Below are 23,677 nucleotides of genomic sequence, written 5' to 3' on the forward strand. Positions count from 1 at the left end.
GTGAGTCAAAACACCATTGCATGGTCTATGTGGTGTCCGGGTCAGCCAGCGACCTGGATGACACCGAACGACCACGGCTCACATCAGATTTCCGCTTACGCCGGAGCGCAGGGGGCGAAATCCTCATCTTCGCGGACCTGATTGTACCCTTCGAGGGGTCATAAACCCATCGAAGCGTTCCGGGTCCAGCGAAACCGGGCCGAGTTGAACGGCCCGAGTTCGCGGATGCGTTCTTCGCATTAGTCACGATGCCCGGGTCGTATTTAACCCCGTCGAACTATCGACGCCACGTCATGCGGTTTCATGCCGGAGAACTGTGAACGAACCCACAGCTACGCGGTGGGAGTTCCAAAAAGATCGAACGACGTCGCCGACTACTCCTCGTCGATGTACTCAATTCCCTGCTTCGACACGTTGGCCTTCGTGATGTCGTCGAGGTCGTTGAGCCAGAAGTCGTCGTCCGCCTCGTCGACTTCGGGGGCGCTGTCCTTCCAGGCCCAGCCCTCGTACTCGTGGACCTTTTTCGTCCCCTTCTCGCGGAGCCGGAGCGTGGTTCGATCCGCCTCCTCCTCGGAGGGAGCGGGGTCGAGCGTGCGAGCCGCCTTGAGCGCGGCCTGACGAGGCATGTTGCCGGAGAACTCGCTCGGTTCCGATCCGTCCTCTTCCCGAAGGGCGAAGTTTCGCTTACCGTCTTCACGTACCATGGTTTATGCTCCATGCGAACCCAGCACATAGTGTGTAATAAATATATCGGGGAAATGAAAGCTGCCCGGCAAAACATTTATATACTGACTCCGCTCGGGCTAGCGGTTTCGTCCGGTCAACGGGAAGTGGTTCGGGGAAGCGGGGTCAGATACGGGTCGGAACGGCCGACCGGCGCGTCGTGCGCGGGCGGACTGAATCGGAAGTGAGACGGGGCGGAGGGCGACGGAGCGGAACCGCCGCGAGACCGACCGTGGGCGGGTCGCGGGTGGGCGGGTAAACAACACTTATGTGTCTGCTATAGCGAAGTGCGACCAGTACAACCGCGATGGTCCGTAAAAAGAAGCTCAGCCCCAGTGGCGCCAAGGACGACGAGGGGGAGTACCACAACGTCCACGTGAATCTCCACGAGGACGAACTCGCCGTCGCCGGCATGGAGATCGGCGACGAGGTGTTCGTTCGGGTCCGAGACGGGAAGATAATCATCCAGAAGGCCGACTCCAACCCCGAACAGCTCGAACACGACTTCTGAATCGGGTCTCGTTTTCCGTCGTCCGCCGGACCGTCACCGCGAGCGACGGCGACGCCGCGAGGCGACCGGACGCGCGTCGACGCCGTCCTCGGTCGGCGGATTGATGCCGACTCGCGACGAATCCGAGACGATGAGCGCGTACGATCTGCTGAAGCCGGCGCTGTTCGCCCTCCCGCCGGAGACGGCACACGGGATGACGCACCGGCTGTTGCGAGGCGTACAGGGGACGGCGGTCACGGGCGCGCTGCGCGAGCGGTACGTCGTCGACGACCCGCGACTGCGGGTCGAGGCGTTCGGGGAGACGTTCCCGAACCCGGTCGGCGTGGCCGCCGGCTTCGACAAGAACGCGGAGGTGCCGCGCGCGCTCGCGTCGCTCGGGTTCGGACACGTCGAGGTGGGGGGCGTGACGGCCGAGCGGCAGCCGGGGAACCCGCGGCCGCGGCTGTTCCGGCTCCGCGAGGACGAGGCGCTGATCAACCGGATGGGGTTCAACAACGAGGGCGCGGACGCCGTCGGAGAGCGACTCGACCGGGAGCCGCTGCCCGACGTGCCGGTCGGGATCAACGTCGGGAAGTCGAAGTCGACGCCGCTCGCCGACGCGGCGGACGATTACCTGTACACCTACGAGCGGGTCGCGGACGCGGGCGACTACTTCGTCGTCAACGTGTCGAGCCCGAACACGCCCGGGCTCCGGGAGCTGCAGAACCGCGAGGCGTTAGAGGAGATACTCGGGGGCCTCGACGACGCGGGCGCGAGCCCGCTCCTCGTGAAGCTCTCGCCGGACCTCCCGGAGCCCGCGGTCGAGGACGCGCTCGGCGTCGTCAACGACCTCGGGCTCGACGGGGTCATCGCGACCAACACCACGACCGCCCGCCCGGAGTCGCTGGAGAGCCCGAACCGCGCCGAGCGCGGCGGCCTCTCTGGGAAGCCGATCGAAGCGCTCGCCACCGACCGGGTCCGGTTCGTCGCGGAACGCACGGATGTCCCGGTAATCGGCGTCGGGGGAGTCTCGGACGCGGCGGGGGCCTACGAGAAGATACGCGCCGGCGCCTCGCTCGTCCAGCTGTACACGGCGCTCGTCTACGAGGGGCCGGGCCTCGCGCGCGACATCAACGAGGGAGTCCTCGAACTGCTCGACCGAGACGGGTTCGACTCCGTCGACGAGGCGGTCGGCGCGGACCTGTAGGAGAGAGGGGGAGCCGATCCGACCTACGCCTCGTCGCGGACGATGACGACGACGTCGTCGGCTTCGAGCAGCTCGCCGTCGCCCCGGTACCGCCGCTCCTCCTCGATCGAGAACTCGTCGCCGACGAGCGTGACGCCGGCCGCGCGAAGCTCGTCGCCGTTGATCTCGTACTCCTCGCGCGCGATGGCGGCCTCGATGTCGCCGACCCGATCCCCGTACTTCGGGCCGATCGTCGCGTAGTCGAGGTCGATCCCGGTGACCACCGTCTCGACCGGCGCGTCGGCGTCGGGGTGGACCGCGAGGTCGGCGACGTGCATCACGCCCGTGATGTCGTCCTCGAACCCGCGGACGTCGGCGTACACCTCGACGGCGTCGAGCTCGGCGTTCAGCGGGAGCTGGTTCTCGCTCTTGTGCTTCCGGAGCGCGCCGACGACCGCGGTGGCGGCGGCGCCGGCCTCCCGGTCCGCCTCCAGCCCGAGCGGCTCGGGCCAGTCGGCGAGGTGGACCGAGTCGCTCGCGCCGTCGGAGACCGCGGCGTCGACCGCGTCGGGGTCGGTCGCGCCGTCGGCGTACATGTCGTGCCAGAGCTCTTCCGTCACGTGCGCGAGCAGGGGCGCGAACAGCTTCAGGAACCGGCGGTGCGCCGTCCGGAGCGTGTACGCCGCGGCGTCGTCGTCGCGCTGCTTGGCGATCTCGAGGTAGTCGTCACAGAACGTGTTCCAGAAGAAGCTCCGGAGCTCGTCGCGGGCCTTCGAGAACGCGCGGTCCTCGAACAGCCCGGTGAGCCGCTCGACCCGCTCGTCGAGCTCGGCGAGCAGCCAGCGGTCGAGCTCGCGGAGCTCCCCCTCGTCGGGCTCGTCCGGGTACGGCTCCGGGGCCAGCGACTCCACGAGCTTCGAGGCGTTCCAGAGCTTGCGGATCAGCTTCTCGCCCGCGCGGAGGTCCTTCTCCTTGAACGGGAAGTCGTCGCCGACGGCGGTGCCGGCCGCCCAGTAGCGCGTGGCGTCGACCGGGAACTCCGCCAGCACCTCCTCGGGCTCGACGACGTTACCCACCGACTTGGACATCTTCTCCCGGTTCTCGTCGAGGACGTGCCCGTTGATCATCGCCTCCTCGAACGGGACCTCGCCGGTGTGCTCGTAGCACTTGACGAGCGTGTGGAACAGCCAGAAGCTGATGATGTCGTGGCCCTGCGGCCGGAGGTCGAACCGGTACAGCTCCGGATGCTCCATCGTGAACTCCCCGGCCTCCGCGTCCCAGTCCCAGCCGGCGTTGATGAGCGGGGTGAGGCTGGAGGTGGCCCACGTGTCGAGCACGTCGTCCTCGGGCTCGAACTCCTCGTGCCCGCACGCGGGACACGCGTCGACCGGCGGGTCGTCGGAGAGGGGGTCGACGGGGAGGTCGGCCTTCTCGGCGATGACCTCCTCGCCGCAGTCCTCGCAGTACCACACCGGGAACGGGATGCCCGAGGAGCGCTGGCGGGAGATGAGCCAGTCCCACTGGAGCCCCTCGACCCAGTGCTCGTACCGGGTGAACATCTTCTCGGGCGACCACTCCATCTCCCGGCCGACCTCGAGGTACTCGTCCGCCTTGTCGAGCATCTCGATGTACCACTGCTCGGTGACGAGGAACTCGACGCTCGTCCCGCAGCGCTCGTGGACGTTGACGGCGTGGGAGATGTCGCGGCGGTCGAGCAGCGCGCCGGCCTCGTCGAGGTCCTCGACGATGGCCTCGCCGGCCTCGTCGGCGTGCATCCCCTCGTACCCCTCGGCGACGTCGGTCATGTGCCCGGACTCGTCGATGGCGACGCGGAGGTCCAGGTCGTGGACCTGGTACCACTCGATGTCGTTTTTGTCGCCGAACGTACAGCACATCACGATCCCGGAGCCCGTCTCCCTGTCGACGCGCTCGTCGGCGATGATCGGAACCTCGTGACCGAACAGCGGGACCTCGGCGGACTCGCCGACGAGACCCTGGTTCTCGTCGTCGTCGGGGTGGACGAAGACGGCGACGCAGGCCGGGAGGAGTTCGGGCCGCGTCGTCGAGATCGTGAAGGTCTCGGCGGCGCCGTCGGCGTCCTCCGCGTCGCCGTCCGCGACCGTGAACGCGATGTCGTTGAAGTGGCTGGCCTGCTCGTCGTCCTCCGTCTCGACCTGCGAGATGGCGGTCTCGCACTCGGGACACCAGATCGCGGGCGCCTTCTCGCGGTACTCGCGGCCCTGCTCGTAGAGGTCGACGAACGACAGCTGGGAGACGCGCTGGACGCGCGGCTCGATCGTCTGGTACGTCTGGTTCCAGTCGACGGAGACGCCGAGCGACTGGACGTTCTCGGTGAACTGCTCCTCGTACTGCGCGCAGACCTCCCGGCACTTCGCCTGGAACTCGCGGCGCTCGAAGTCTTGGTGCCGGATGTCGAGCTCGTCTTCGGTGAGCCGCTCGGAGGCGATCCCGTTGTCGTCGTAGCCGAACGGGAAGAACGTCGCGCCGCCGTTCATGCGCTCGAAGCGCGCGACGAAGTCCTGGAGGGTGAACCCGTACAGGTGGCCCATGTGGAGGCTCCCCGATACCGTCGGCGGGGGCGTGTCGATGGAGAAGACGGTGTTCGGATCGACCGGGTCGTCGTCGGGGTAGGCGTACGTCTCCTCGTCGACCCATCGCCGCTGCCACCGCGGCTCGACGGTGTCGGGGTCGTACTCACCACTGGGCATTTCACGCTCACGTTCCGCCGGTTCCCCCTTAACGGACTCGGTTGTGGGGGAGGGGTCGGGGCGGTCGGGCGGAGGGAGGTCGAGGAGGTCGGGTGGAAGGAAGCGGGCGGTCGGGGGTCGCCGAGCCCGGTCAGACCGTGTCGTCCGGGTCGTGTTCGGCCGCCATCCGCGACGCCTCGGACGCGAACCGCTCGACCTCGTCGGCCGGGCTCTCCCCGAGCGCGCTCTCGTCGACCTCGCGGCCGGCGGTGATCCCGTCGCCCGTGACGAGCCGCTGTTCGGCCAGCTCCTTCGTGTGCATCCGCTCACCGTCCTCGGTGGCGTAGGTGAGCCGCACGAGCCCCTTCGAGTCGAACTGCCGATCGACGAGCCAGACCGTGGTCATACGCGGTGATGGGCGCCTGCGACGCTTAAAAAGGACGGTCGGGCTGTGGGAGATCGGGGGAAGAGGTCAGTTCCGGAGGGCGGTTGCGGTGGTGCGTGCCGACGAGTGCCCGAAGGGCACGAGTCGCACGCGCGAGGGAGTCGGTGGTCCGAAGCGAAGCGAAGGACTACCGACGAGGCTGGGGAGGCGTGAGGTGCGGGGCGGTCGCGGTGGGGGGCGGGACTCAAAGCGGCAGCCGGGGGAAGTTCGGAGGCGACCCAAGCACCGCGGCGAAGGAGCGGAGCGACTGAGCGAGGCGCGCAGCGAGCGTCCGAACTTCCCCCGGCTGGGGCTTTGGAGGCGGTTATCGGTGATCGACCGTCGGGTCCGAGCCGACTGGATCCTCACACGCCTCCCGTCGCCACGGCTTTGTACCGTCTCACCTAACCGAGAGGCATGTACGTCGAGTTCGACCGCGACACCTGCGTGGGGATGTTCCAGTGCGTCGCCGAGTGGGACGCCTTCGAGAAGAACCTGAACGACGGGAAGGCCGACTTGGCGGGAAGCACCGAGGAGGACGAGGACCTGTTCGTCGTGGAGGTGCCCGACGGCGAGGAGTTCGACGCGAAGTTCGCGGCGCGGGTCTGCCCGGTCGACGCTATCGAGGTGTACGACGACGACGGCGAGCAGGTGGTCTAACGGGACTTGGTGATGACGACCTTTGAAATTCCAGCCGCCCAGTTATAAACTAATGTCGCCGGATCGACGGCGAACTCCTCCAAAGCCCCAGTCGCTCGGTTGTACGTGTCCAGCTACTCCACGGTAAACCCCTCCAAAGCCCCAGTCGCTCGGTTGTACGTGTCCAGCTACTCCACGGTAAACCCCTCCAAAGCCCCAGTCGCGACGGCTCGCGCACCTCGTTGCGCTCCTCACTCGGTCGCTATCGCTCCCTCGCTGCGGTGCTTACGTCGGTGTGCTTCGCCCTCGCGACTGCCCCTTTGAGTCCCGCACCGCATGGCAACCGCGCCTCACGCCTCCCCAGCCTCGTCGGCCACTCTCCGCGTCGCTCCGAGTGGCCGACTCCCTCGCGCGTGCGACTCGTGCCCTTCGGGCACTCGTCGGCACGCGCCACGGTGACTGAGTAGCGAGAGCGTCGGTCTCCACCGGCTCCTACTTATAACCGCTCGGCCAGGTCCTCAGCGAAGTACGTGACGATCAGGTCCGCGCCCGCGCGCTTGAGCGACAGCAGCGACTCGTGAGCGGTCTCTTCGAGGTCGAGCCATCCCTTCTCCGCGGCCGCGTGCAGCATCGCGTACTCGCCGGAGACGTTGTACGCGGCCACCGGGCGGTCGAACTCGCGCCGGACGTCGGCGACGACGTCGAGGTAGGGGAGGCCGGGCTTCACCATCAGCACGTCCGCGCCCTCCTCGGCGTCGATCCGGGCCTCGCGGAGCGCCTCGCGCCGGTTGGCCGGGTCCATCTGGTAGTGGCGGCGGTCGCCGAAGGCGGGCGCGCCGTCGGCCGCGTCGCGGAAGGGGCCGTAGAAGGCGGACTCGTACTTGACGGCGTAGCTCAGCAGCGCCACGTCCTCGTGGCCGGCCGCGTCGAGCGCCTCGCGGATCGCCCGGACCTGCCCGTCCGTCATCGCCGAGGGCGCGACCATGTCCGCGCCCGCGTCGGCCTGCGAGATGGCGGTCTCCGCGAGCAGCTCCAGCGTCTCGTCGTTTTTGACGGTGAGCGTCGGGTCGGTCTCCGCCGACTCCTCGATCACGCCGCAGTGGCCGTGGTCGGTATACTCGCAGAGGCAGACGTCGCCGATCACGTAGGCGTCGGTCTCGGCGGAGATCCGGCGGATCGCGCGCTGTATCACGCCGTCGTCGGCGTACGCCCGCGACCCCTCGGGGTCCTTCGACTCGGGGATCCCGAAGAGGATCACCGCCTCGACGCCGGTCTCGCGGACCTCCTCGACGCGGTCGACGGCCTCGTGCACGGGGACGCGCTCGTGGCCCGGCATCGTCTCGATCGGGACGCGCTCGTCGGTCGTCGCGTCGACGAAGACGGGCGCGACGAGGTCCGACGCCGACAGCGAGGTCTCGCTGACGAGGGGGCGGACGCCGTCGGTCCGGAGCCGCCGCGGCCGGTCGGTGGGGTGCATACCGGGGCGTTGGCTCCGGGCGGTCTTTTATGATCCGTCCGCGGCGAACCGATTCCGAAGCGAGAGGAGACGCGAGGAAGGCGCGGGGACTGGGAAGGAACACGGAGGAGGCGCAGGGACTGGGAAGGAACACGGAGGAGGCGCAGGGACTGGGAAGGAACATGGAGGAGGCGCAGGAACTGGGAAGGAACACGGAGGAGGCGCGGGTGCCGAGGGCGAACCCCTACTCCGACGACTCGACGTCGATCCGGTCGCGGAGCGACGCGAGCTCGTCCGACTCGGCGAGCTCCTCGACGCGCTGCTTGAAGTGCGCCTCGCAGAGACCGACGACCACGCCGCTCTGCTCGGCCTCGTACGTGGCCTCCCGCTCGCAGTAGTGACACCGCATGGTCGGTACTCTCTCGGCAGCGGGCTTAATCCTGTTCGTCGATCGGGGAAGATTCGGCTTCCCTCGGAGTCGGATCCGGCAGCCGGTCGCGGACGGGCTCGAAGGCCTCGGCGGTCAGCCCCGCCTCGGCGAGGGTCCGCTCGTGGGCGTCGCTCCCGCCGGTCAGGAGGAGGTCGCTCTCGGCGGCGACCCGCTCGACGCGGGCGTCGTCGACCGGGCGGCCGTACGGGTAGAACCGCTCGACCGCGTCCAGCTCGCGGGCGACGTCGAGCGCGGCGTCGACGTCGTCGTACCGGAACGGGTGCGCGAGCCCGACGAGCGCGCACGCGTCCCGGAGGAGCTCGACTCCCCGGTCCAGCGCGGTCACGTCGCGGGCGACGTAGCAGGGCCCGTCGTCGCCGATCAGCTCGTCGAAGGCGTCGGCGTAGTCGTACGGGGCCGGCGACTCCTCGATGGCGCGAGCGATGTGCGGGCGGCCGAGCCCGGGACGGGGCTCGACGCCGAGGTCGACGCCGAGCCGCTCTTCCACCGCCTCGAGCATCGCGGCGCCGCGGCGCTGGCGATCCGCCTGGAGGCGCTCGATCTCGTCGTCGAGCGCCGGGGTGCGCTCGACCGCGTAGCCGAGGAGGTCGAGCCGCCCGAAGCCGGCGTCGACGCGCAGCTCGATCCCCCGGACGACCCGGACCCCCTCGCGCTCGACGACGGGGGCGCCGAGGTCCGGATGGACCCGGTCGTGGTCGGTGACGGCGACCCAGTCGAGCCCCGCGTCGGCGGCGGTCGCCGCGAGCTCCGCGACCGTCATGGTGCCGTCGGAGACGGTGGTGTGCGCGTGGAGGTCGGCGACGATCCGGTCCGTGACCATGCGTCCCGTTCGGCGACCCGGTACTAATCGACCGCGATAGTCCCGTGTGAACGCGGGCCAATATAAGGAGATATAATCCGATACCTCGAACTAAGGTTGTGCATGGACAATCATTAAGAACCGTCGGCGATTGCGACTTGTTGATGCGCTTGAACGGCGTCGACGACCGACTCGAACGGCACCAATATCCGACGACCTCGGAGGAACTGATCGCGGCCCACGGGAACGCGACCGTAGAGCTCGCGGAGGGCTCCGAGCGTCTCGGCGACGTGCTGGAGCGGTTCGGAGACCAGACGTTCGACGACGCGGAGGACGTGTTCACCACGCTCCGCGCCGGCGTCTGCCACCGCGGAGTCGGTCGGCGGTTCTACTCGGACCGCGACCCGACGACCGACGCCGAGGACGGCCCCGCGCCGGTCTCGTTCTGAACGGCGCCGCGATCCGACGGGGTTTTTTCGTCGTAATCTCACGTCGCTAGCGACGGCGACGGCCGACCCCTACACCCAGTCGACAGCCGGGGACAGGTCGATCGGGACCGACCCCTTTCGATACCCCTCCACGTGCCCGTTCGGGCGCGCGCGGAGGACGACCGCCGGGCGGTGCCGGACGTCGGGTTCGGCGTCCCGGACCGCCGCCCAGTCGTCCGCGGGAAACGAGGTGCAGTCGACGAGCAGGGTGACGCCGCCGCCGTGCGCCTCCAGCTGGCCGCTCGTCTTCGTCTCGGCGGTGTCGCGGACCGCCGCGACGGGGCCGCTCGCGGACCGGTTCGAGGCGGGCTGCGGGCGCGTCACCTCGACGAGGGAGGCGCGTCCGGTGTCGGGATCGGTCGCCCGGAAATCGAGCGAGTGCCCGGTCGTCACCTCGATCTCCGGGGTCACGTCGTAGCCGGCGTCGGTGAGGATCCGCGCCGCGGTGAACTCCGCGATCGCCGCGCTCATCCGCACGAGGTCGAGCGACGCCGACGTGCCGAGCTTGCCGGCCATCGTCTCGCGGTAGTCGTCGAGGGTGCCCGGCCGCAGCGTCTCCTCGACGAAGCCCGTCCCCTCCTCACGGGTCGCGTCCGGGAACCCGGCCGCGTGGTCGCGGAAGAACGCCCGCGTCGTCTCCGCGCCGTCCTTCGAGCAGAACACGGGGAGGAAGTACCACGAGACGTGCGGGTACGCCGCGAGCCACGGCTCGTCGTCGTGGAGCGCGGCGAGCAACTCCCGCTGGACCCACCGGGAGACCGGGTACGGGACCTCGTCGAAGCCGTACTTGTCCGTGCGCCACAGCTCGCTCGGCGTCTCGGTGTTGCCGACCCAGTACCCCGCGGGGCCGCCGCTCGCTCCCGAGGGCGGGTCGGCGTCGTCGTCGGTCCAGCAGAACAGGGCGAACGAGCCGTCGTCCATGTCGAACCGCCGCGCGTCGTACCCCGGCGGAGGACTGAACCACGGGTCGCTCGCGGTCGCTCCGAGGTTGTCGTCGAGCGGCCGTTCGAGCTGCGAGCGGACGCGGTCGGCGCTCCACCGACCGGGAGCGCGCCTGAATCGGAGCGGTTGTGCCACGGCGGTGCTACCGGACGGCGGGTCTAATCGGTTCCGGTGGCGGGGAGACGCCGTACGCGACCGCGTCGCCGGGGTCGTCTCGGCGAACGGACAGCTCACCGACACATATATCAACAACTGTTTCCAAGGTATGGTGTACCATGTCAATGGGTGCCTACGACGAGGCCGAACACGAGCGTCGCGAGAAGAAGACCAGCGAAGTCGACGCCGACTTCGACGCCGAGCGGCCGGAGTACTCCGGGTCGCTCACGTACGACTCCGGCGACTCCGCGGAGGCACTCCTCGACAAGTTCCAGGAGCTGCAGGGCGAGTGAGACGGCGACGCCAGCTCGCGTTTCTGCGGACGCGTCGGGTTTGCTCCCGAATCCGTCGACTTCTCCCCGAACCACTGACTACGGTCCGGTCCGGTCAGGTCAGGTCAACGCGATCGCGGCCGAGCAGACGATCGCGACCGCGAGGACGTGGCCGACGACGGCTCCGAGGAGGATCGGCTCCTCGAACAGGAACGGGACGAGCGCCAGCTGGAGCGTCGAAAAGCCGATGTTCTCCGCATCGAGCCGCCTGACGCGCGCCGCCTCGCCCGGACCGAGGTCGACGTTGATCGCGCGCCACAGCGCGACGACCGCGCTCCACCACGACGTGCCGATCCGGTAGGTGAGGTCCCAGAGGATGAGCAGGGTGAGGTACACCACCGGGATCGGCGGATCGGGGCCGAACAGCCGCTCGATCAGGGTCCCGTCCCACGCGATCATGTACGTGAGCAGCGCGATGAACGCGAGCACGCCGAGGACGATCTCGACGCTCGACCCGAACAGCAGCCGCTTGTGCTCCGGCGGCGTCGAGAGCCGGCGGTTGGCGGCGCCGAGCCGGTGCATCTCCACGCTGCCGATGGCCGCGACGAGGACGGCGACCGTCCCCGCGACGACGGCGTTCCACAGCCCGTAGTACCAGCCGAGCGCGACCACGCCGACCTGGAACAGCAGGAACTGGATCGCGACCGCGAGCCTGCGCGAGACCCCGAGGCCGGGGATCCCCCCGACGAGGCTCTCGTACACCCACGTCTCGCCGTAGTTCCGGCTCACAGCTCGACCTCCAGCTCGGTCGGGGCGACCTCGTCGGTCGGGTCGCCGCGGCGGGGGCGGTCGATCGCCCGCGCGACGGCGACCTCGAACGGCGTCTGTTCGATCGGGACGAGGTCGCGGATCCGGTCGTCCTCGACGATCACGGTGTTGCGGAGCCCCTCGACGAGCGAGCGGGCGAGATAGGGGTTCACGTCGGTCACCAGTCGGAGCCACTTCGCCGACAGCTCCGGGCTCAACACCGGCACCCGGATGATCCACAGCGCGTGGCCGAGCTGCCGGCGGGTGCGGCGGAGGATCTCGGCGTACGTCAGGACGTTCGGCCCGCCGATCTCGAACGTGTCATCCCGGGTCTCCGGCACTTCGAGGACGCCGGTGAGGTAGCCGACGACGTCGTCGATCGCGATCGGCTGACAGAGCGTGTCGACCCACTTCGGCGTCGTCATCACCGGCAGCCGGCTCGCGAGCCCGTGGATGACCTCGAAGCTCGCGCTCCCGGCGCCGATGATGATGGCCGCCCGCAGCGTGGTCAGCGCCGGGGCGCCCGACGCGAGGATCCGCTCCACCTCGCGGCGGGACCGGAGGTGTTCGGAGAGCTCCTCGCGGTCCTCCCCGAGGCCGCCGAGGTAGATCACGCGGTCGACGCCGGCGGTCGACGCGGCCTCGACGAAGTTGGTCGCGCAGTTGCGGTCGCGCTCCTCGTACCCGGGGCCGCCGTCCATGGAGTGAACGAGGTAGTAGGCGGCGTCGACCGGGTCGCCGTCGACCTCGAACGCCGGCGGGAGAGTGTCCGGCTCCAGGAGGTCGCCCTCGACGACGCGGACCCCCGCGGGCGGGGCGTAGCCGTCGGCGTCGCGGACGAGCGCGACGACCTCGTGGCCGCGGTCGAGGAGGGTCGGAACGAGCCGGCTCCCGACGAACCCCGTCGCGCCGGTGACGAGCACGCGCATACCGATCGCTGGGGCGGGAGAACCATAAGCACCGGTCACGGCGACGCGGGTCCGGTCCGGGGCGTCGGTCCCGTCCGTCGCCGGGACCGATCCCTAAAAGGGGCCGGGCGGCGCTCGTTGGGGCATGCACGCAGGCGAGTTCGAACCGGTCCGCGGGGTCCCGGACCTGTACGTCCACGACACCGGGATGTTCGACACCGACGAATACGGGGCCGTGTACGTGTACGACGCCGAGCGCCCGATCGTGATCGACACCGGCACCGGCGCGAACCGCGAGGCGCTGTTCGAGACGATAGCCGAGGTCGGGATCGACCGCGAGGAGCTCGCGTGGATCCTGCCGACGCACGCCCACCTCGACCACGCGGGCGGGGCGGGCCACCTCGCCGAGCGCTACCCGAACGCGGAGGTCGTCGTGCCGGAGAAGGGAGTGCGACACCTCGTCGACCCGGAGGCGCTCGTCGCGGGGACGAAGTCCGCGGTCGAAGACCAGTGGGAGTACTACGACGAGCCCGAGCCGGTCCCCGAAGACCGTATCTCGGGGCTCGCGGAGGGCGACCGGATCGACCTCGGCGACCGCGAGCTGGTCGCGTACGAGGCGCCGGGCCACGCCCCGCACCACGCGATCTACCACGAGCCCGACGCCGACGTCGTCTTCGCCGCCGACGCGGCCGGGATCTACGTCCCCGCGGTCGACGGGATCGAGCCGACGACGCCGCCGCCGCAGTTCGACCTCGACCAGTGTCTCGCCGACGTGCGGACGATCGAGGAGCTCGACCCCGATACCCTCTGTTTCGGCCACTTCGGTCCCCGCGAGTACGAGCCGGAACTGGCCGGCGAGGTCAAGCGCGCGTACGTCGAGTGGGTGGAGGCGATCCGGGAGCAGCGCGAGGCGCTCGGCGACGACGACGCGGTCGTCGAGCACTTCGAGGCGGCGAGCCGGGACGTCGAGTTCTGGAACCCCGAGCGCGCCCGCGCCAACGCGAGCCTGAACGTCCGGGGCGTCCTCGCGTACCTCGACTACGTCGCGGAGAGCGGCGAGGAGTGAGACCCCGGGTCCGTCGCCACCGACGGAAACGTCCTAAACCCCGCGTCGCCTAGATCCGCTCATAGATGGGTATCTTCGACACGATCCGCGCCGTGCTCGGGACGAACGCCGAGACGGGCGCGACCCGCGAGGCCGACCCCGAGGACCTCTTCGGGATGTCGACGGCGTACATGACGATGGAGGCCGACCTCGGCTACGACCACTGCGGGGAGGCCGCGCTCTGCTTCTCCGGGGTGGACAGCACCCGGTTCGACGACGCCGTCGAAACCGTCGAAGCGATCCTGGAGGCCGGCGAGATCGAGACCGGCACGGGGTTCCACCGCCACGAGGACGACCACGGCTACCGCTGGTTCGTCCTCGAAGACGACGACCCGGAGGATCTCGTGACGAGCGTCCACTTCGCGGCCGACCAGTTCATCGAGGAGGGGTTCGGCTCCCGGCTGCTCGCGGCCGTCTTCGGCTTCGAGCGCGGTGACACCGCCGCCTACTGGATCTACTCGTTCCGGCGCGGCGCCTACTACCCGTTCTCGCCGAAAGGCACGAGCGACCGGAACCAGCAGGTCGAGTTCAAGCTCCAGTCCGTCCTCGACGGCGAGCTCGGGCTCGAAGACGACGAGTCCTACTGGTACCCGTTGTGGCCGGACGCGCCCGGGAACCACCCGTGGGAGTGACCCGATGACCGCGCCGGCGTCGGGAGGGGAGTCCGGCGGTGTCGCTTCCGAGGCCGGTCCGGACGGCGAGGCGTACGCCGGCCGCGACGCGCCGAGGAAGCGTGTGCTTCGAGTTGTCGCGGTGCAGGCCGCGGTGTTGAGCGCCGCCGTCCACCTGCTGTGGGCGTGGCCGCGGCTCGGCGACCCGGGCGACGCGCGGCCCTACGCGTTCCTGCTCGGCGGCGCGTTCGCCGTCGCCGTCGCGGTCGCGACGCTGCGCGCGCCCGAGTACCGGCGCCTGTACGCGCTGGGAGGCGGGACCCTCGCGGCGTTCCTCCTCGGCTACGTCGGCTGGCACGGCGCCGCGGCCGGGTCGGCGCTCGCGAGCGACCCGTTGGCGATCGTCGCGAAGGGGGCGGAACTCGTCGGGGTCGCCGCGTTCCTCGGGCTGTACCGGCTCGCACCGCCGACGAGCGCGGTGCTCGAACGACGGGACGGGTCGGTCGGCGGAGGCGACGACCCCGCCGAGAGCGACGATGTCGGCGAGGAGCGTGTCGACTCGTGACGGACGAGACGTACCTGACCGTCGCGGAGCCAGCGACGGCGACGTTCGAGGTCCGGGGATCGGAGTTCCTCGGGCACGTCGCCCCGGTCGACGCAGTCGACGAGGCCGAGGCGTTCGTCGAGCGCGTCCGCGAGGAGTACGGCGACGCGAGCCACAACGTGCCGGCGTACCGAGTCCCGGCCGGCGCGGCGTCCGAGCGGACGCCCGGGAGCGGCCCCATGCTCCGGGAGTACTCCTCCGACGACGGCGAGCCCTCCGGGTCGGCCGGGAAGCCGGCGCTCAACGTGCTCCAGCAGCGCGAGGTCCGCAACGTCGTCGCGGTGGTGACGCGGTACTACGGCGGGACGAACCTCGGCGTCGGCGGGCTCGCGCGCGCCTACTCGCGGGCGGTGAAGGAAGGAGTCGACGAGGCCGGGGTCGTCGAGGAGCGGCCGCACCGCCGGCTGGCCGTGGAGACCGCGTACGACGACTCGGGCACGGTTCGGGGCGTGATCGAGTCCGCGGGCGTGGAGTTCGACGCCGACTACGACGAGCGCGTGCGGTTCGAGCTCCGAGTTCCGGTGGCCGAGGTCGACGACCTGGTCGAGCGGCTCAACAGCGCGACGAGCGGCCGGGTCGAGATCGACCGGTAGGCCAGGGGGTCGGCCGCCGAGCGCGGTCCGAATGGCGAGCAGGCGACGGAGTCGAAACGGAGGGTCCCGCGGCGGTGCGTCGCGCTCCCGCCGAGTGCGCCGCGGGCGACGGTCACGTCACGGGCGGGGATGGCGGCGGTATCGAACTTCAACCGTCGGACCGATCCGACCGGGGGCAGCGACGGCTACGCGAACTTCCGCACGGTCATCTCCAGCGTGTCGAGGTCGAGGATGGGCGCGTATCCGGCGTCCGGATCGATGTTGACGGACTTCTGAAAGTCGGTCTGGGCCTGCCAGCAGCCGGAGTTGACCGCGAGGACGTTGTGGTACTTCCCCCAGCCCAGCTTGTGGACGTGGCCGGTGTGGAACACGTCCGGGACATCTTCGATGACGAGATAGTCGCGCTCCTCCGGCGCGACCCGGGTGTGCCCGCCGAACTGGGGCGCGACGTGGCGCTTCTTGAGGAGCTGGTACATCGCCTTGTGCGGCTCGTCGTAGCTCGCCTTCTCCTCCGGGAGCTCCGCGATCACCTCGTCGAGCGAGACGCCGTGGTACATCAGCACCTCGACGCCCTCGACCGAGACCGTAGCCGGGTTCGAGACGACCCGCGCGTCGTGGACGTTCAGGATGTCGCGGATCTCGTCGTTGAACCCGGGCTGCGGCTCGGCGAGCCGGACCGCGTCGTGGTTCCCCGGGATCATCACGACCTCGGTGTCCGCCGGCACCTCCTTGAGGTGCTCCGAGAACGCCTCGTACTGGTCGTAGATGTCGACGATCTCCAGCTCCTCGTCCTGATCGGGGTAGACGCCGACGCCCTCGACCATGTCGCCGGCGAGGAGGATGTACTCGACCGGGTCGGCCTCGGGCGTGTGGAGCCAGTCGGTGAAGCGGCTCCATGCGTCGGCCATGAACTCGTCGCTGCCGACGTGGACGTCGGAGATCAGCGCCGCTTGGACGTGGCGGTCGGCCCCGCCGGTCCGGTGGGTGCGGGGGACGTCCGGGAAGTGAAGCGAGTCGGCGAACAGGATTCCGGAGTCGTCGGCGAGCGTCCCCTCGACCGCGACGCACTCGTCCATCAGGATCTCGTCGACGACGTCGGCGAGCCCCTTGTCCTTCATCACCAGCGCGGGGAACGTCCCGGTGGTGTCCTCCAGCTCGACGAGCCAGTGGCCGGACTTGGTGGAGCGCACGTCGTTGACGAGCCCGATCATCGCGGCGTCGCTGCCGCCGGGCATGTCCGCGATCGCCTCCGCGGGCCGGTGGTTGACGCGACCGCGGAGGAGCTTCGAGAGGCGCTCGTAGCGGTCGCGGAACGTCCGGACGAAGTCGGCGTACTCGCCGGTCCCGGTGCTCCGCCCGGTCATGTCGTTCCCGACTTCCAGCTCGCGGCGCTCGGGGTCGCGAGCGCCGTCCCCCCCGGTCTCGTCGGCACCAGTCGACTCGCGAGCGCCGCCGGCGTCCGGCGCGGCGCGGTTCGGGGCTTCGTCCGTGGAGTCGGCGCGAACGGTTCCCACAGACCCCTCCGTTTCGACTGGAGATCGGTCGGCGTTGGCGGTCGTATCGAGGGATGCGTCCGTCTGAGTCCCGGAGTCGCCGTCGGGGTCCGGATCGGGATCGGGGGCGGTCGTAGTTTCGGAATCGGAATCGGTCGTGCTCTCGGGACCGACGGCGTCTGCCGAACCGATCGCCGCACGAACGTGGTCGGCGGTGATGCGGAGGGCGTCGTCGGGAGCGCGGTCGACGGCCGAGTCAAGGGCCGTCGCGGAGTCGGGCGCGCCCGCCAACAGGGTGACCGCTTCCCGCTCGGCGTTGTAGCCCCGTCTGGCGAGCTCCTCGACGATCCGGGCGTTCGACTCCAGCGGCACGACAGTCGAGAGGGGGGTGCGACTCAAAACGGTTCCGGAGGGGGCGCCCGGGCGTCGCGTCGACCGACGGCGGCGGTGACCCGGAAGCTTATCACCGAAACCCGACAACCCGGAGGTAATGGACGAAGGCGATCGGCCGGAGACGGACGGCGATCCGGCCGAGCGAAGCGGAGCGTCGGACGAGACCGGGGACGATCGGGACGAGACAGAGGGAGAGAGGAATGAGGGCGGCGACGGACGCGACGAGACCGAATGCGACGAGACCGAACGGGACGAGACCGAATTGGCCGACGCGGGCGACGGGATTAATGCGCGCGACGAGACCGATTCGGGCGATTTGACTGACACGGGGGACGTGACCGACACGGAGGATGTGACCGACACGGAGGGCCAAACCGATACGGACGACAGCGGCCGTTCGGCCGACCGCGGAGAGGAATCCGGGCTTTCGGTCGGCGGCGACGGTTCGAGCGATAAACTCGGACGCAGGCGTGATAGGTCTGATCCGGAGGAGACGAAGGGGTTCGTCCATCGGTTCCGCCACGACAAGGAGGGCCCACTGATGTGGGTCCGGGAGATGCTCACCAGCGTCGCCGTCGTGCTGGCTATCGGACTGATCCTGTTCGCGGTCAGCGGCGTGTGGCCGCCGATGGTCGCCGTCGAGTCCGGGAGCATGGAACCCAACATGCAGGTCGGCGACCTCGTCTTCGTGACGGAGCCCGGGCGGCTCGCGCCCGACGCCGCGGACAACGACGTCGGCGTGGTGACGTACGACGACGGGCGGGCCGCCGACTACCGGACGTTCGGGTCGTACGGGTCCGTGGTCATCTACCGGCCGCCGGGCCGGACCGCCTCGCCGATCATCCACCGGGCGATGTTTCACGTCGAGGAGGGCGAGAACTGGTACGACCGCGCCGACGAGGAGTACCACAGCGCGGCGGGATGCGCCGAGCTCCGCCACTGCCCGGCCCCCCACGACGGGTTCATCACGCTCGGCGACAACAACGGCGCGTACGACCAGGCGAACGGGCTCTCGCCCCCGGTCAGGGCCGAGTGGGTGACGGGCGTCGCGCGGGTTCGGGTCCCCTATCTCGGGTACGTGCGACTGGTCGCGAGCGGACAGGCCGAGCCGAGCGACGTGCTCGCGACGACCGCGGTCACTGGGTCCGGGATCGGGGGATCCGGTGCCGACGCCGAGCGGGGCGGTGCGAACGAGTTCGATGCGGTCGCCGAGCGGGAAGCTATCGAGGCGTTAGGAGTTCCGAGCGGAGGTTCAGTCGCGAGCGTATCAGTGTGATAGGGACCGTCAAGGCTCGACGTGAGCAGTCGGGATAGGCGAAGGCCGAAGTGACGCGAGTCAGTTGTCGAACCGGGCCTGGACGAACGGCTGGGCGTTTTCGATGTCGCCGAGCCGGGAGTCCGACAGGAGCACCGCTTCGGTCTCCTCGACCGGGACTGAGAGGCCCATCTCCTTCGTGCGGCCGTAGCGACCCTTCGACACGACGACCGCGTTGACGATCCCGAGCATGTCGAGCTCGCTGATGAGGTCGGTGACCCGGCGCTGGGTGAGGACGTCCGCGTCGATCTCCTCGCAGAGGCGCTTGTAGATGTTGAACACCTCGCCGGTGTTGATGTTGTGAACGCCGTTCTTCTCCAAGAGGATCACGGCGAAGAGGACGATCTTGCTCTGGGTCGGGAGCGTCCGGACGACTTCGACGACGCGGTCGAGCTCGATCTTGTCCTGCGCCTGCCGGACGTGTTTCTCGGCGACGATCTCGGCCTGCGAGCGCTCGGCGAGCTCGCCCGCGGTCCGGAGGAGGTCCAGCGCGCGGCGGGCGTCGCCGTGCTCCTGCGCGGCGAACGCGGCACAGAGCGGGATCACGTCGTCGGTGAGCGCCTCCTCTTTGAACGCGATGTCGGCGCGGTGCTGGAGGATGTCTCGGAGCTGGTTCGCGTCGTACGGCGGGAAGACGATCTCTTCCTCCCCGAGGCTGGACTTGACGCGGGGGTCGAGGAAGTCGGTGAACTTCAGATCGTTTGAGATCCCCATGATGGAGATCCGCGACCGGTCGAGCTCGGAGTTCATCCGCGAGAGGTTGTACAGGGTGTCGTCGCCGCTCTTCTCGACGAGCTTGTCGATCTCGTCGAGCATGATCACGACCACGCGCTCGTGGTAGTCGACCGCCTCGAAGAACGTCGAGTACACCCGGTCGGTCGGCCACCCGGTCATCGGGACCTCCTCCATCTCGTCCGCGTCGGCTTCGAGCTCGTCGATCCGCGCGTCGAGCTCGTCGAGCGTCGCGAACTCGGTCCCGGCGAGCGCTCCGTGGTCGTCGGCCGCCTCGGACCTGAGCTCTCGGTACTCTTCGAGGCGGTCCGCGATGACCTGCTGGTTCTTCTCGATGAAGGTGTTGGCGAGCTGGGCGAGGACGCGGTACTGCGTGTCCGTCACCTCGCAGTTGATGTACTCGACCTCGCAGGGGACGTCGTACTTCTGTGAGGTCGATTCGAGCTCCTGAGAGACGAACTTCGCCGACGCCGTCTTCCCGGTGCCCGTCTTCCCGTAGATGAGGATGTTCGACGGGGTCTCCCCGCGGAGCGCGGAGACGAGGATCGTCGCCATCCGGTTGATCTGATCGTTCCGGTGCGGGAGCTCGTGCGGGGTGTACGAGGGGCGGAGCACCTCCTTGTTCTCGAAGATCGGCTCGCCGGACAGGAGGTCGTCGAACAGGCCTTGGTTGTCGTCGCCGTCGTCGAGAACGACCCCGTCGAAGTCGACATCGGGGGAGGAGCGGTCGCGACCGGCGCTTCCGACGTCGACCTCGCCCTCGGCCGTAACCCCGATATCGGTGTCGACGTCGACGTCAGTGACGATGCCGGGATCGGCGTCCCCGTCGGTGTCAGGGTCTGTATCGACGCCGGGGTCAGTACTGGGGCCTGTATCGACGCCGGAGTCGGTGTCGGGACCGTGATCGTCCGGACTGTCGGAGGGTCGGGCCGATCCTTCGGTTACCCCGTCCGTCGAACTCGAAGCCGGATCGTCGAGGTCGTCATCTGCCGTGGCCGGTTCACCGGTTTCCCCGTCGCTGTCCTCCGATCTTCCCGCCTGCGGTGTATGCTCTCCTTCGTCCATATGTACCCCCCTGTTTCAGGTGGAAATACGCCACGCGGAAGCGAGGCGTGTCGCGTTCCGGCCTGAAACGTTGACATCCGACGCATTACGTGCTTCCGGATGTCCAGTTGATGCAGTCGAACCAGATGAAGAGGTGGTACTAAAGTGTTGCTCTCCGGACTCGAAACGACCGTCCAGTCGTGACAGCGTTGGACGAGACCCGCCGCGTGGAACGGTGCGACTCGCCCCCGACCCGACGAGACCGCCGTCGGCTCGACGAGGTGAACCGTGTGCGAGGGACCGAGGACGTCCCGAGAACCGCGACCGGATCGAGCTCTAGGAGGTGAGAACGGGGGGCGGCACGAACGGTATCAGCTTCCGTGAGCGGGTCTCGATACGCGGGATCGGATACAACGGTACACGATGATCGAAGACGTCGTCCGAACGAACACCCTGTGCACGGGAAGTGGAGGGGGCGGAGACGGTCGTATCGGGAGGAGATCGCTCGTACGGTTTCGAATAATCCATGAAGCTCTCCGACGAGTCGAGCGGGACTGAGTGGAACCGAACGGGATCGAACGAATCCCGGCCCGGTGGTTTCCGGGCTGTTCGATCGAGACGAGTTTGTCGATACCCCCACACCCCTTTGTTTCGTGTGGAACGGAGATTGGGTGGGTGGGGGTGGCTGGGGGTGCTATTAGTTATGGAAGAATTTATATAGTAAATAGTACAACAGTACCCTCGACAAACCACCCTTCTTTTTTGTTGTTGTATCTGGTTTGTATGTATTACTCGGAAAGTGAATTTAACGCGCGTCGGTTCCGACCGCCACCGCCGCAACACCTACCGACCCACACCACCGACCGTCTCCAGTCGAAACGAAGGGGTGGGGGAGGAGGACCCACGGTGGAAGGGGGAGAAGGACTCACGGTGGAACAGAATCTTTCCGACACAGACGGACCGTCGTTCCGGGGCCCGGATTCGATTCATTCCCTCCGGCCCGACCCGGTTCTCTCCAACTCGACACCTTCTTATCTAGCTCGACGCCTTCTTCTCCAGCATCCGAAACGAAACGAGTATCCTGCGGCTCGAATCCACACGCGCCCAATATCGGCCGATCGGAACGTCTGACGCAGTTCTTAAGTGAGAGGGGCGTGGATTCAAGCTTAATTCCCCGAACGAACGCCGGGCGCGGCCGGATCGGGCGGTGACGCGCGACGCGGCTCGTTCGGGCGAAACCAGGACTGGAGGTCAGGATGGGACTGCTCACGAATCTCAAAGACAGCATATCACGGGTCACGGACGGGCTGTTCGCGGCCGACGAACCCAAGCGGATCGGGATCTACGGACCGCCGAACGCCGGAAAGACGACCCTCGCAAATCGGATCGCACGCGACTGGACGGGTGACGCCGTCGGCCCCGAGAGCCACATCCCGCACGAGACTCGACGGGCTCGCCGCAAGGAGAACGTCGAGATCGAGCGGAACGGCCGGAAGGTCACGATCGACATCGTCGACACGCCCGGGGTGACGACGAAGGTCGACTACAAGGAGTTCCTCGACCACGACATGGAGAAGGACGACGCGGTGCGTCGCTCCCGCGAGGCGACCGAGGGCGTCGCGGAGGCGATGCACTGGCTCCGCGAGGACGTCGACGGCGTCATCTACGTCCTCGACTCCACCACCGACCCGTTCACCCAGGTGAACACGATGCTCATCGGGATCATCGAGTCGCAGGACCTCCCGGCGCTGATCCTCGCGAACAAGACGGACCTCCCCGGAGCGGACGTCCAGCAGATCGCCAACGCCTTCCCGCAACACGAGACGATCCCCCTCTCGGCGCTCGAAGGCGACAACATGGACGAAGTGTACACGAAGATCGCGGAGTACTTCGGCTGATGCCCGGACCGACTCCCAACGTCGACGGCGACGCCTCCTCCGACGGCCCCGAGGATGACGGCGTCCGGATCGACATGATAAGCGGCGCCCGGATGGAGGGGCTCACCGGGATGGAGAAGATCCGTCTCATCCTCGACGGTGTCCGCGACGGCAACATCGTGATCTTGGAGGAGGGCCTCTCTCCGGACGAGGAGTCGAAGCTGATCGAGGTGACGATGACCGAGATCAGCCCGGACGACTTCACCGGGATCGAGATCGAGACGTACCCGAAGGCCGAGACGAGCGACCAGAGCTTCCTCGACAAGCTGATGGGCCGGAACTCCGCACAGAAACTCACCGTCATCGGTCCGGCCAACCGGATCGAGACGCTGCACAAAGACGAGAACCTCATCAGCACGCTCGTCTCCCGCAAGTAAATGCCCCACCAGTGTACCACCTGCGGCCGGACGTTCCCCGACGGGTCGAAGGAGATGCTCTCGGGCTGTCCGGACTGCGGTGGGAACAAGTTCCAATTCAAGCCCGCGGGCGCGACGACGGACGAGCAGTCGGCCCCGAACGAGCAGTCACCCCCGGACGGGCAGTCGACCTCGAACGACCGAGCGGTATCCGACGACCGAGCGGTATCCGACGACCGACCGGCACCCGATGAGCGGCCGACGCCCGACGAGACGGAACGGCCACCCTCTCCCTCACCCGATCCCACCGACGTCGACCCCGCCGGGAACGCCGACACCTCTCCCGACGACAACGCCGACTCGACCGACCCGACCTCCGATTCGACCCCCTCTGGTAATCCCGACCCGACCTCCGCCGTCGACGAGGAGTCGACGGGAACCGAACGCGTTCGCGAACGCAGCGGAGAGGACGTCGCGCAGGCGAGCGCCCGATCCGACGTCGTCTCGTCCGACGAACTCGATCAGGCGAGCCAGCCCGTCGACTCCGGGTCCGGCGCGGACTCCACCGGATCCCCCGACCCCGAAGGCCCCCGTCCCGATATCGACGAACTCCGAGACGAACTCAACGAGCAGTTCGAGAGCATCCGGATCGTGAGCCCCGGAAAGTACGAGCTCAACCTGATGGAGCTGTACGACCGCCAGGAGTACATCATCTCGCTGCAGGAGGACGGCCGATACGTCATCGAAATGCCCGACGCGTGGGGCATTCAAGACGAGTAGCGTCGGCGGTATCTCTCTCCCCGTGCGACGCACCGATCGAATCGACTGTTCGAAGATTCGATCGCCTATCCGTCTGAATCGTCCGTCCGGCAAAACCGTCTGCCGGGTCGAACCGTCCGCCAGGCCGAACTACCACCATACTGAATCGTCTCCTCGGCCGAACAGTACGTTCGGGCGACCATTGTCGAAGTGGACACAGTTATGCGGCTTCCTCCGTTACGGGCGCTCATGTCTACCGATCACGCTTTCACTTCGCGATCTCGAT

Annotated in this window: 24 protein-coding genes; 13 read left to right on the plus strand and 11 right to left on the minus strand. The window is 68.4% G+C overall.

The features are described 5' to 3' along the window. Nucleotides 1-374: 374 nt before the first annotated feature. Complete coding sequence (locus NO900_RS16940; RefSeq protein ID WP_256410114.1) at nt 375-704, minus strand: non-histone chromosomal MC1 family protein; 330 nt, start codon at nt 702-704, stop codon at nt 375-377. A 326-nt stretch (nt 705-1,030) separates the two neighbouring features. Here NO900_RS16940 and NO900_RS16945 point away from each other — a divergent pair, with 326 nt between their 5' ends. Together NO900_RS16945 and NO900_RS16950 are read left to right on the plus strand one after the other, a co-directional pair. After that, nucleotides 1,031-1,234 (plus strand): hypothetical protein, encoded by a 204-nt coding sequence (locus NO900_RS16945; RefSeq protein WP_092564125.1) that lies wholly within the window; start codon nt 1,031-1,033, stop codon nt 1,232-1,234. Between the two features lie 130 nt (nt 1,235-1,364). Further along, nucleotides 1,365-2,420: a quinone-dependent dihydroorotate dehydrogenase gene (locus NO900_RS16950; RefSeq protein ID WP_256410115.1), complete on the plus strand. Its 1,056-nt coding sequence runs from the start codon at nt 1,365-1,367 to the stop codon at nt 2,418-2,420. Nucleotides 2,421-2,443: 23 nt separating this feature from the next. On the opposite strand, the gene NO900_RS16955 is transcribed toward NO900_RS16950, so the two are convergent. Beyond that, the gene (locus tag NO900_RS16955) at nt 2,444-5,128 is read right to left on the minus strand and encodes a valine--tRNA ligase (protein WP_256410116.1); all 2,685 of its coding nucleotides are present in this window, start codon (nt 5,126-5,128) and stop codon (nt 2,444-2,446) included. Between the two features lie 130 nt (nt 5,129-5,258). After that, on the minus strand, nt 5,259-5,513 hold the full coding sequence (locus NO900_RS16960) for a DUF7967 family protein (RefSeq protein WP_256410117.1): 255 nt from the start codon (nt 5,511-5,513) through the stop codon (nt 5,259-5,261). Nucleotides 5,514-5,948: 435 nt separating this feature from the next. Here NO900_RS16960 and NO900_RS16965 point away from each other — a divergent pair, with 435 nt between their 5' ends. Further along, complete coding sequence (locus NO900_RS16965; RefSeq protein WP_256410118.1) at nt 5,949-6,191, plus strand: ferredoxin; 243 nt, start codon at nt 5,949-5,951, stop codon at nt 6,189-6,191. A gap of 475 nt (nt 6,192-6,666) precedes the next feature. Here NO900_RS16965 and hemB read toward each other — a convergent pair whose 3' ends face one another. The 3 genes from hemB to NO900_RS16980 form a co-directional block, all read right to left on the minus strand. Next, complete coding sequence (gene hemB / locus NO900_RS16970) at nt 6,667-7,647, minus strand: porphobilinogen synthase (protein ID WP_256410119.1); 981 nt, start codon at nt 7,645-7,647, stop codon at nt 6,667-6,669. Between the two features lie 223 nt (nt 7,648-7,870). Continuing rightward, complete coding sequence (locus NO900_RS16975; protein ID WP_256410120.1) at nt 7,871-8,035, minus strand: DUF6757 family protein; 165 nt, start codon at nt 8,033-8,035, stop codon at nt 7,871-7,873. 25 nt (nt 8,036-8,060) lie between these two features. Continuing rightward, complete coding sequence (locus tag NO900_RS16980; protein ID WP_256410121.1) at nt 8,061-8,897, minus strand: PHP domain-containing protein; 837 nt, start codon at nt 8,895-8,897, stop codon at nt 8,061-8,063. Nucleotides 8,898-9,040: 143 nt separating this feature from the next. On the opposite strand from NO900_RS16980, the gene NO900_RS16985 reads away from it, so the two are divergent. Beyond that, a complete protein-coding gene (locus NO900_RS16985; RefSeq protein WP_092564146.1) occupies nt 9,041-9,325 on the plus strand; it encodes a DUF5789 family protein in 285 nt (94 codons plus the stop codon). 69 nt (nt 9,326-9,394) lie between these two features. Here NO900_RS16985 and NO900_RS16990 read toward each other — a convergent pair whose 3' ends face one another. Beyond that, nucleotides 9,395-10,441 (minus strand): DUF5784 family protein, encoded by a 1,047-nt coding sequence (locus tag NO900_RS16990; RefSeq protein ID WP_256410122.1) that lies wholly within the window; start codon nt 10,439-10,441, stop codon nt 9,395-9,397. Nucleotides 10,442-10,587: 146 nt separating this feature from the next. On the opposite strand from NO900_RS16990, the gene NO900_RS16995 reads away from it, so the two are divergent. Beyond that, on the plus strand, nt 10,588-10,755 hold the full coding sequence (locus NO900_RS16995) for a DUF5786 family protein (protein ID WP_170938337.1): 168 nt from the start codon (nt 10,588-10,590) through the stop codon (nt 10,753-10,755). 99 nt (nt 10,756-10,854) lie between these two features. On the opposite strand, the gene NO900_RS17000 is transcribed toward NO900_RS16995, so the two are convergent. Next, nucleotides 10,855-11,523: a DUF7530 family protein gene (locus tag NO900_RS17000; RefSeq protein ID WP_256410123.1), complete on the minus strand. Its 669-nt coding sequence runs from the start codon at nt 11,521-11,523 to the stop codon at nt 10,855-10,857. Beyond that, nucleotides 11,520-12,470 (minus strand): NAD(P)H-binding protein, encoded by a 951-nt coding sequence (locus NO900_RS17005; RefSeq protein ID WP_256410124.1) that lies wholly within the window; start codon nt 12,468-12,470, stop codon nt 11,520-11,522. Before NO900_RS17005 ends, NO900_RS17000 begins: the two co-directional genes overlap by 4 nt. A 124-nt stretch (nt 12,471-12,594) precedes the next feature. Between NO900_RS17005 and NO900_RS17010 the strand changes: the two genes are divergently transcribed. The 4 genes from NO900_RS17010 to NO900_RS17025 all read left to right on the plus strand — a co-directional run bounded on the left by NO900_RS17010 (nt 12,595) and on the right by NO900_RS17025 (nt 15,362). After that, the gene (locus NO900_RS17010; RefSeq protein ID WP_256410125.1) at nt 12,595-13,515 is read left to right on the plus strand and encodes an MBL fold metallo-hydrolase; all 921 of its coding nucleotides are present in this window, start codon (nt 12,595-12,597) and stop codon (nt 13,513-13,515) included. Between the two features lie 65 nt (nt 13,516-13,580). Beyond that, nucleotides 13,581-14,186 carry a PspA-associated protein PspAB gene (gene pspAB, locus NO900_RS17015; RefSeq protein ID WP_256410126.1) on the plus strand — a complete coding sequence of 202 codons (606 nt, stop codon included), beginning with the start codon at nt 13,581-13,583 and terminating at the stop codon, nt 14,184-14,186. Between the two features lie 4 nt (nt 14,187-14,190). Next, nucleotides 14,191-14,730, plus strand: a complete 540-nt coding sequence (locus NO900_RS17020) for a hypothetical protein (protein WP_256410127.1) — start codon at nt 14,191-14,193, stop codon at nt 14,728-14,730. Continuing rightward, nucleotides 14,727-15,362: an IMPACT family protein gene (locus tag NO900_RS17025; RefSeq protein WP_256410128.1), complete on the plus strand. Its 636-nt coding sequence runs from the start codon at nt 14,727-14,729 to the stop codon at nt 15,360-15,362. The genes NO900_RS17020 and NO900_RS17025 overlap by 4 nt, the downstream gene beginning before the upstream one ends. Nucleotides 15,363-15,547: 185 nt before the next feature. On the opposite strand, the gene NO900_RS17030 is transcribed toward NO900_RS17025, so the two are convergent. Further along, entirely contained in the window at nt 15,548-17,227 is a 1,680-nt protein-coding gene (locus tag NO900_RS17030) for a DNA-directed DNA polymerase II small subunit (protein ID WP_256410129.1), read from the minus strand. 118 nt (nt 17,228-17,345) lie between these two features. On the opposite strand from NO900_RS17030, the gene NO900_RS17035 reads away from it, so the two are divergent. After that, complete coding sequence (locus NO900_RS17035) at nt 17,346-18,524, plus strand: S24/S26 family peptidase (RefSeq protein ID WP_256410130.1); 1,179 nt, start codon at nt 17,346-17,348, stop codon at nt 18,522-18,524. A gap of 60 nt (nt 18,525-18,584) precedes the next feature. Here NO900_RS17035 and NO900_RS17040 read toward each other — a convergent pair whose 3' ends face one another. Next, nucleotides 18,585-20,360 (minus strand): Cdc6/Cdc18 family protein, encoded by a 1,776-nt coding sequence (locus NO900_RS17040; RefSeq protein ID WP_256410132.1) that lies wholly within the window; start codon nt 20,358-20,360, stop codon nt 18,585-18,587. 1,235 nt (nt 20,361-21,595) lie between these two features. Between NO900_RS17040 and NO900_RS17045 the strand changes: the two genes are divergently transcribed. From NO900_RS17045 to NO900_RS17055, 3 genes are read left to right on the plus strand one after another with little or no spacing between them, the layout of a single operon-like run. Further along, nucleotides 21,596-22,237 (plus strand): Era-like GTP-binding protein, encoded by a 642-nt coding sequence (locus NO900_RS17045; protein WP_092564173.1) that lies wholly within the window; start codon nt 21,596-21,598, stop codon nt 22,235-22,237. Then, nucleotides 22,237-22,653 carry a DUF2073 domain-containing protein gene (locus tag NO900_RS17050; protein WP_256410133.1) on the plus strand — a complete coding sequence of 139 codons (417 nt, stop codon included), beginning with the start codon at nt 22,237-22,239 and terminating at the stop codon, nt 22,651-22,653. The genes NO900_RS17045 and NO900_RS17050 overlap by 1 nt, the downstream gene beginning before the upstream one ends. After that, the gene (locus NO900_RS17055; protein WP_256410134.1) at nt 22,654-23,412 is read left to right on the plus strand and encodes a Zn-ribbon domain-containing protein; all 759 of its coding nucleotides are present in this window, start codon (nt 22,654-22,656) and stop codon (nt 23,410-23,412) included. It begins immediately after the preceding gene. The last annotated feature ends 265 nt before the right edge of the window (nt 23,413-23,677 follow it).

It is taken from the genome of Halorubrum rutilum (assembly GCF_024494565.1).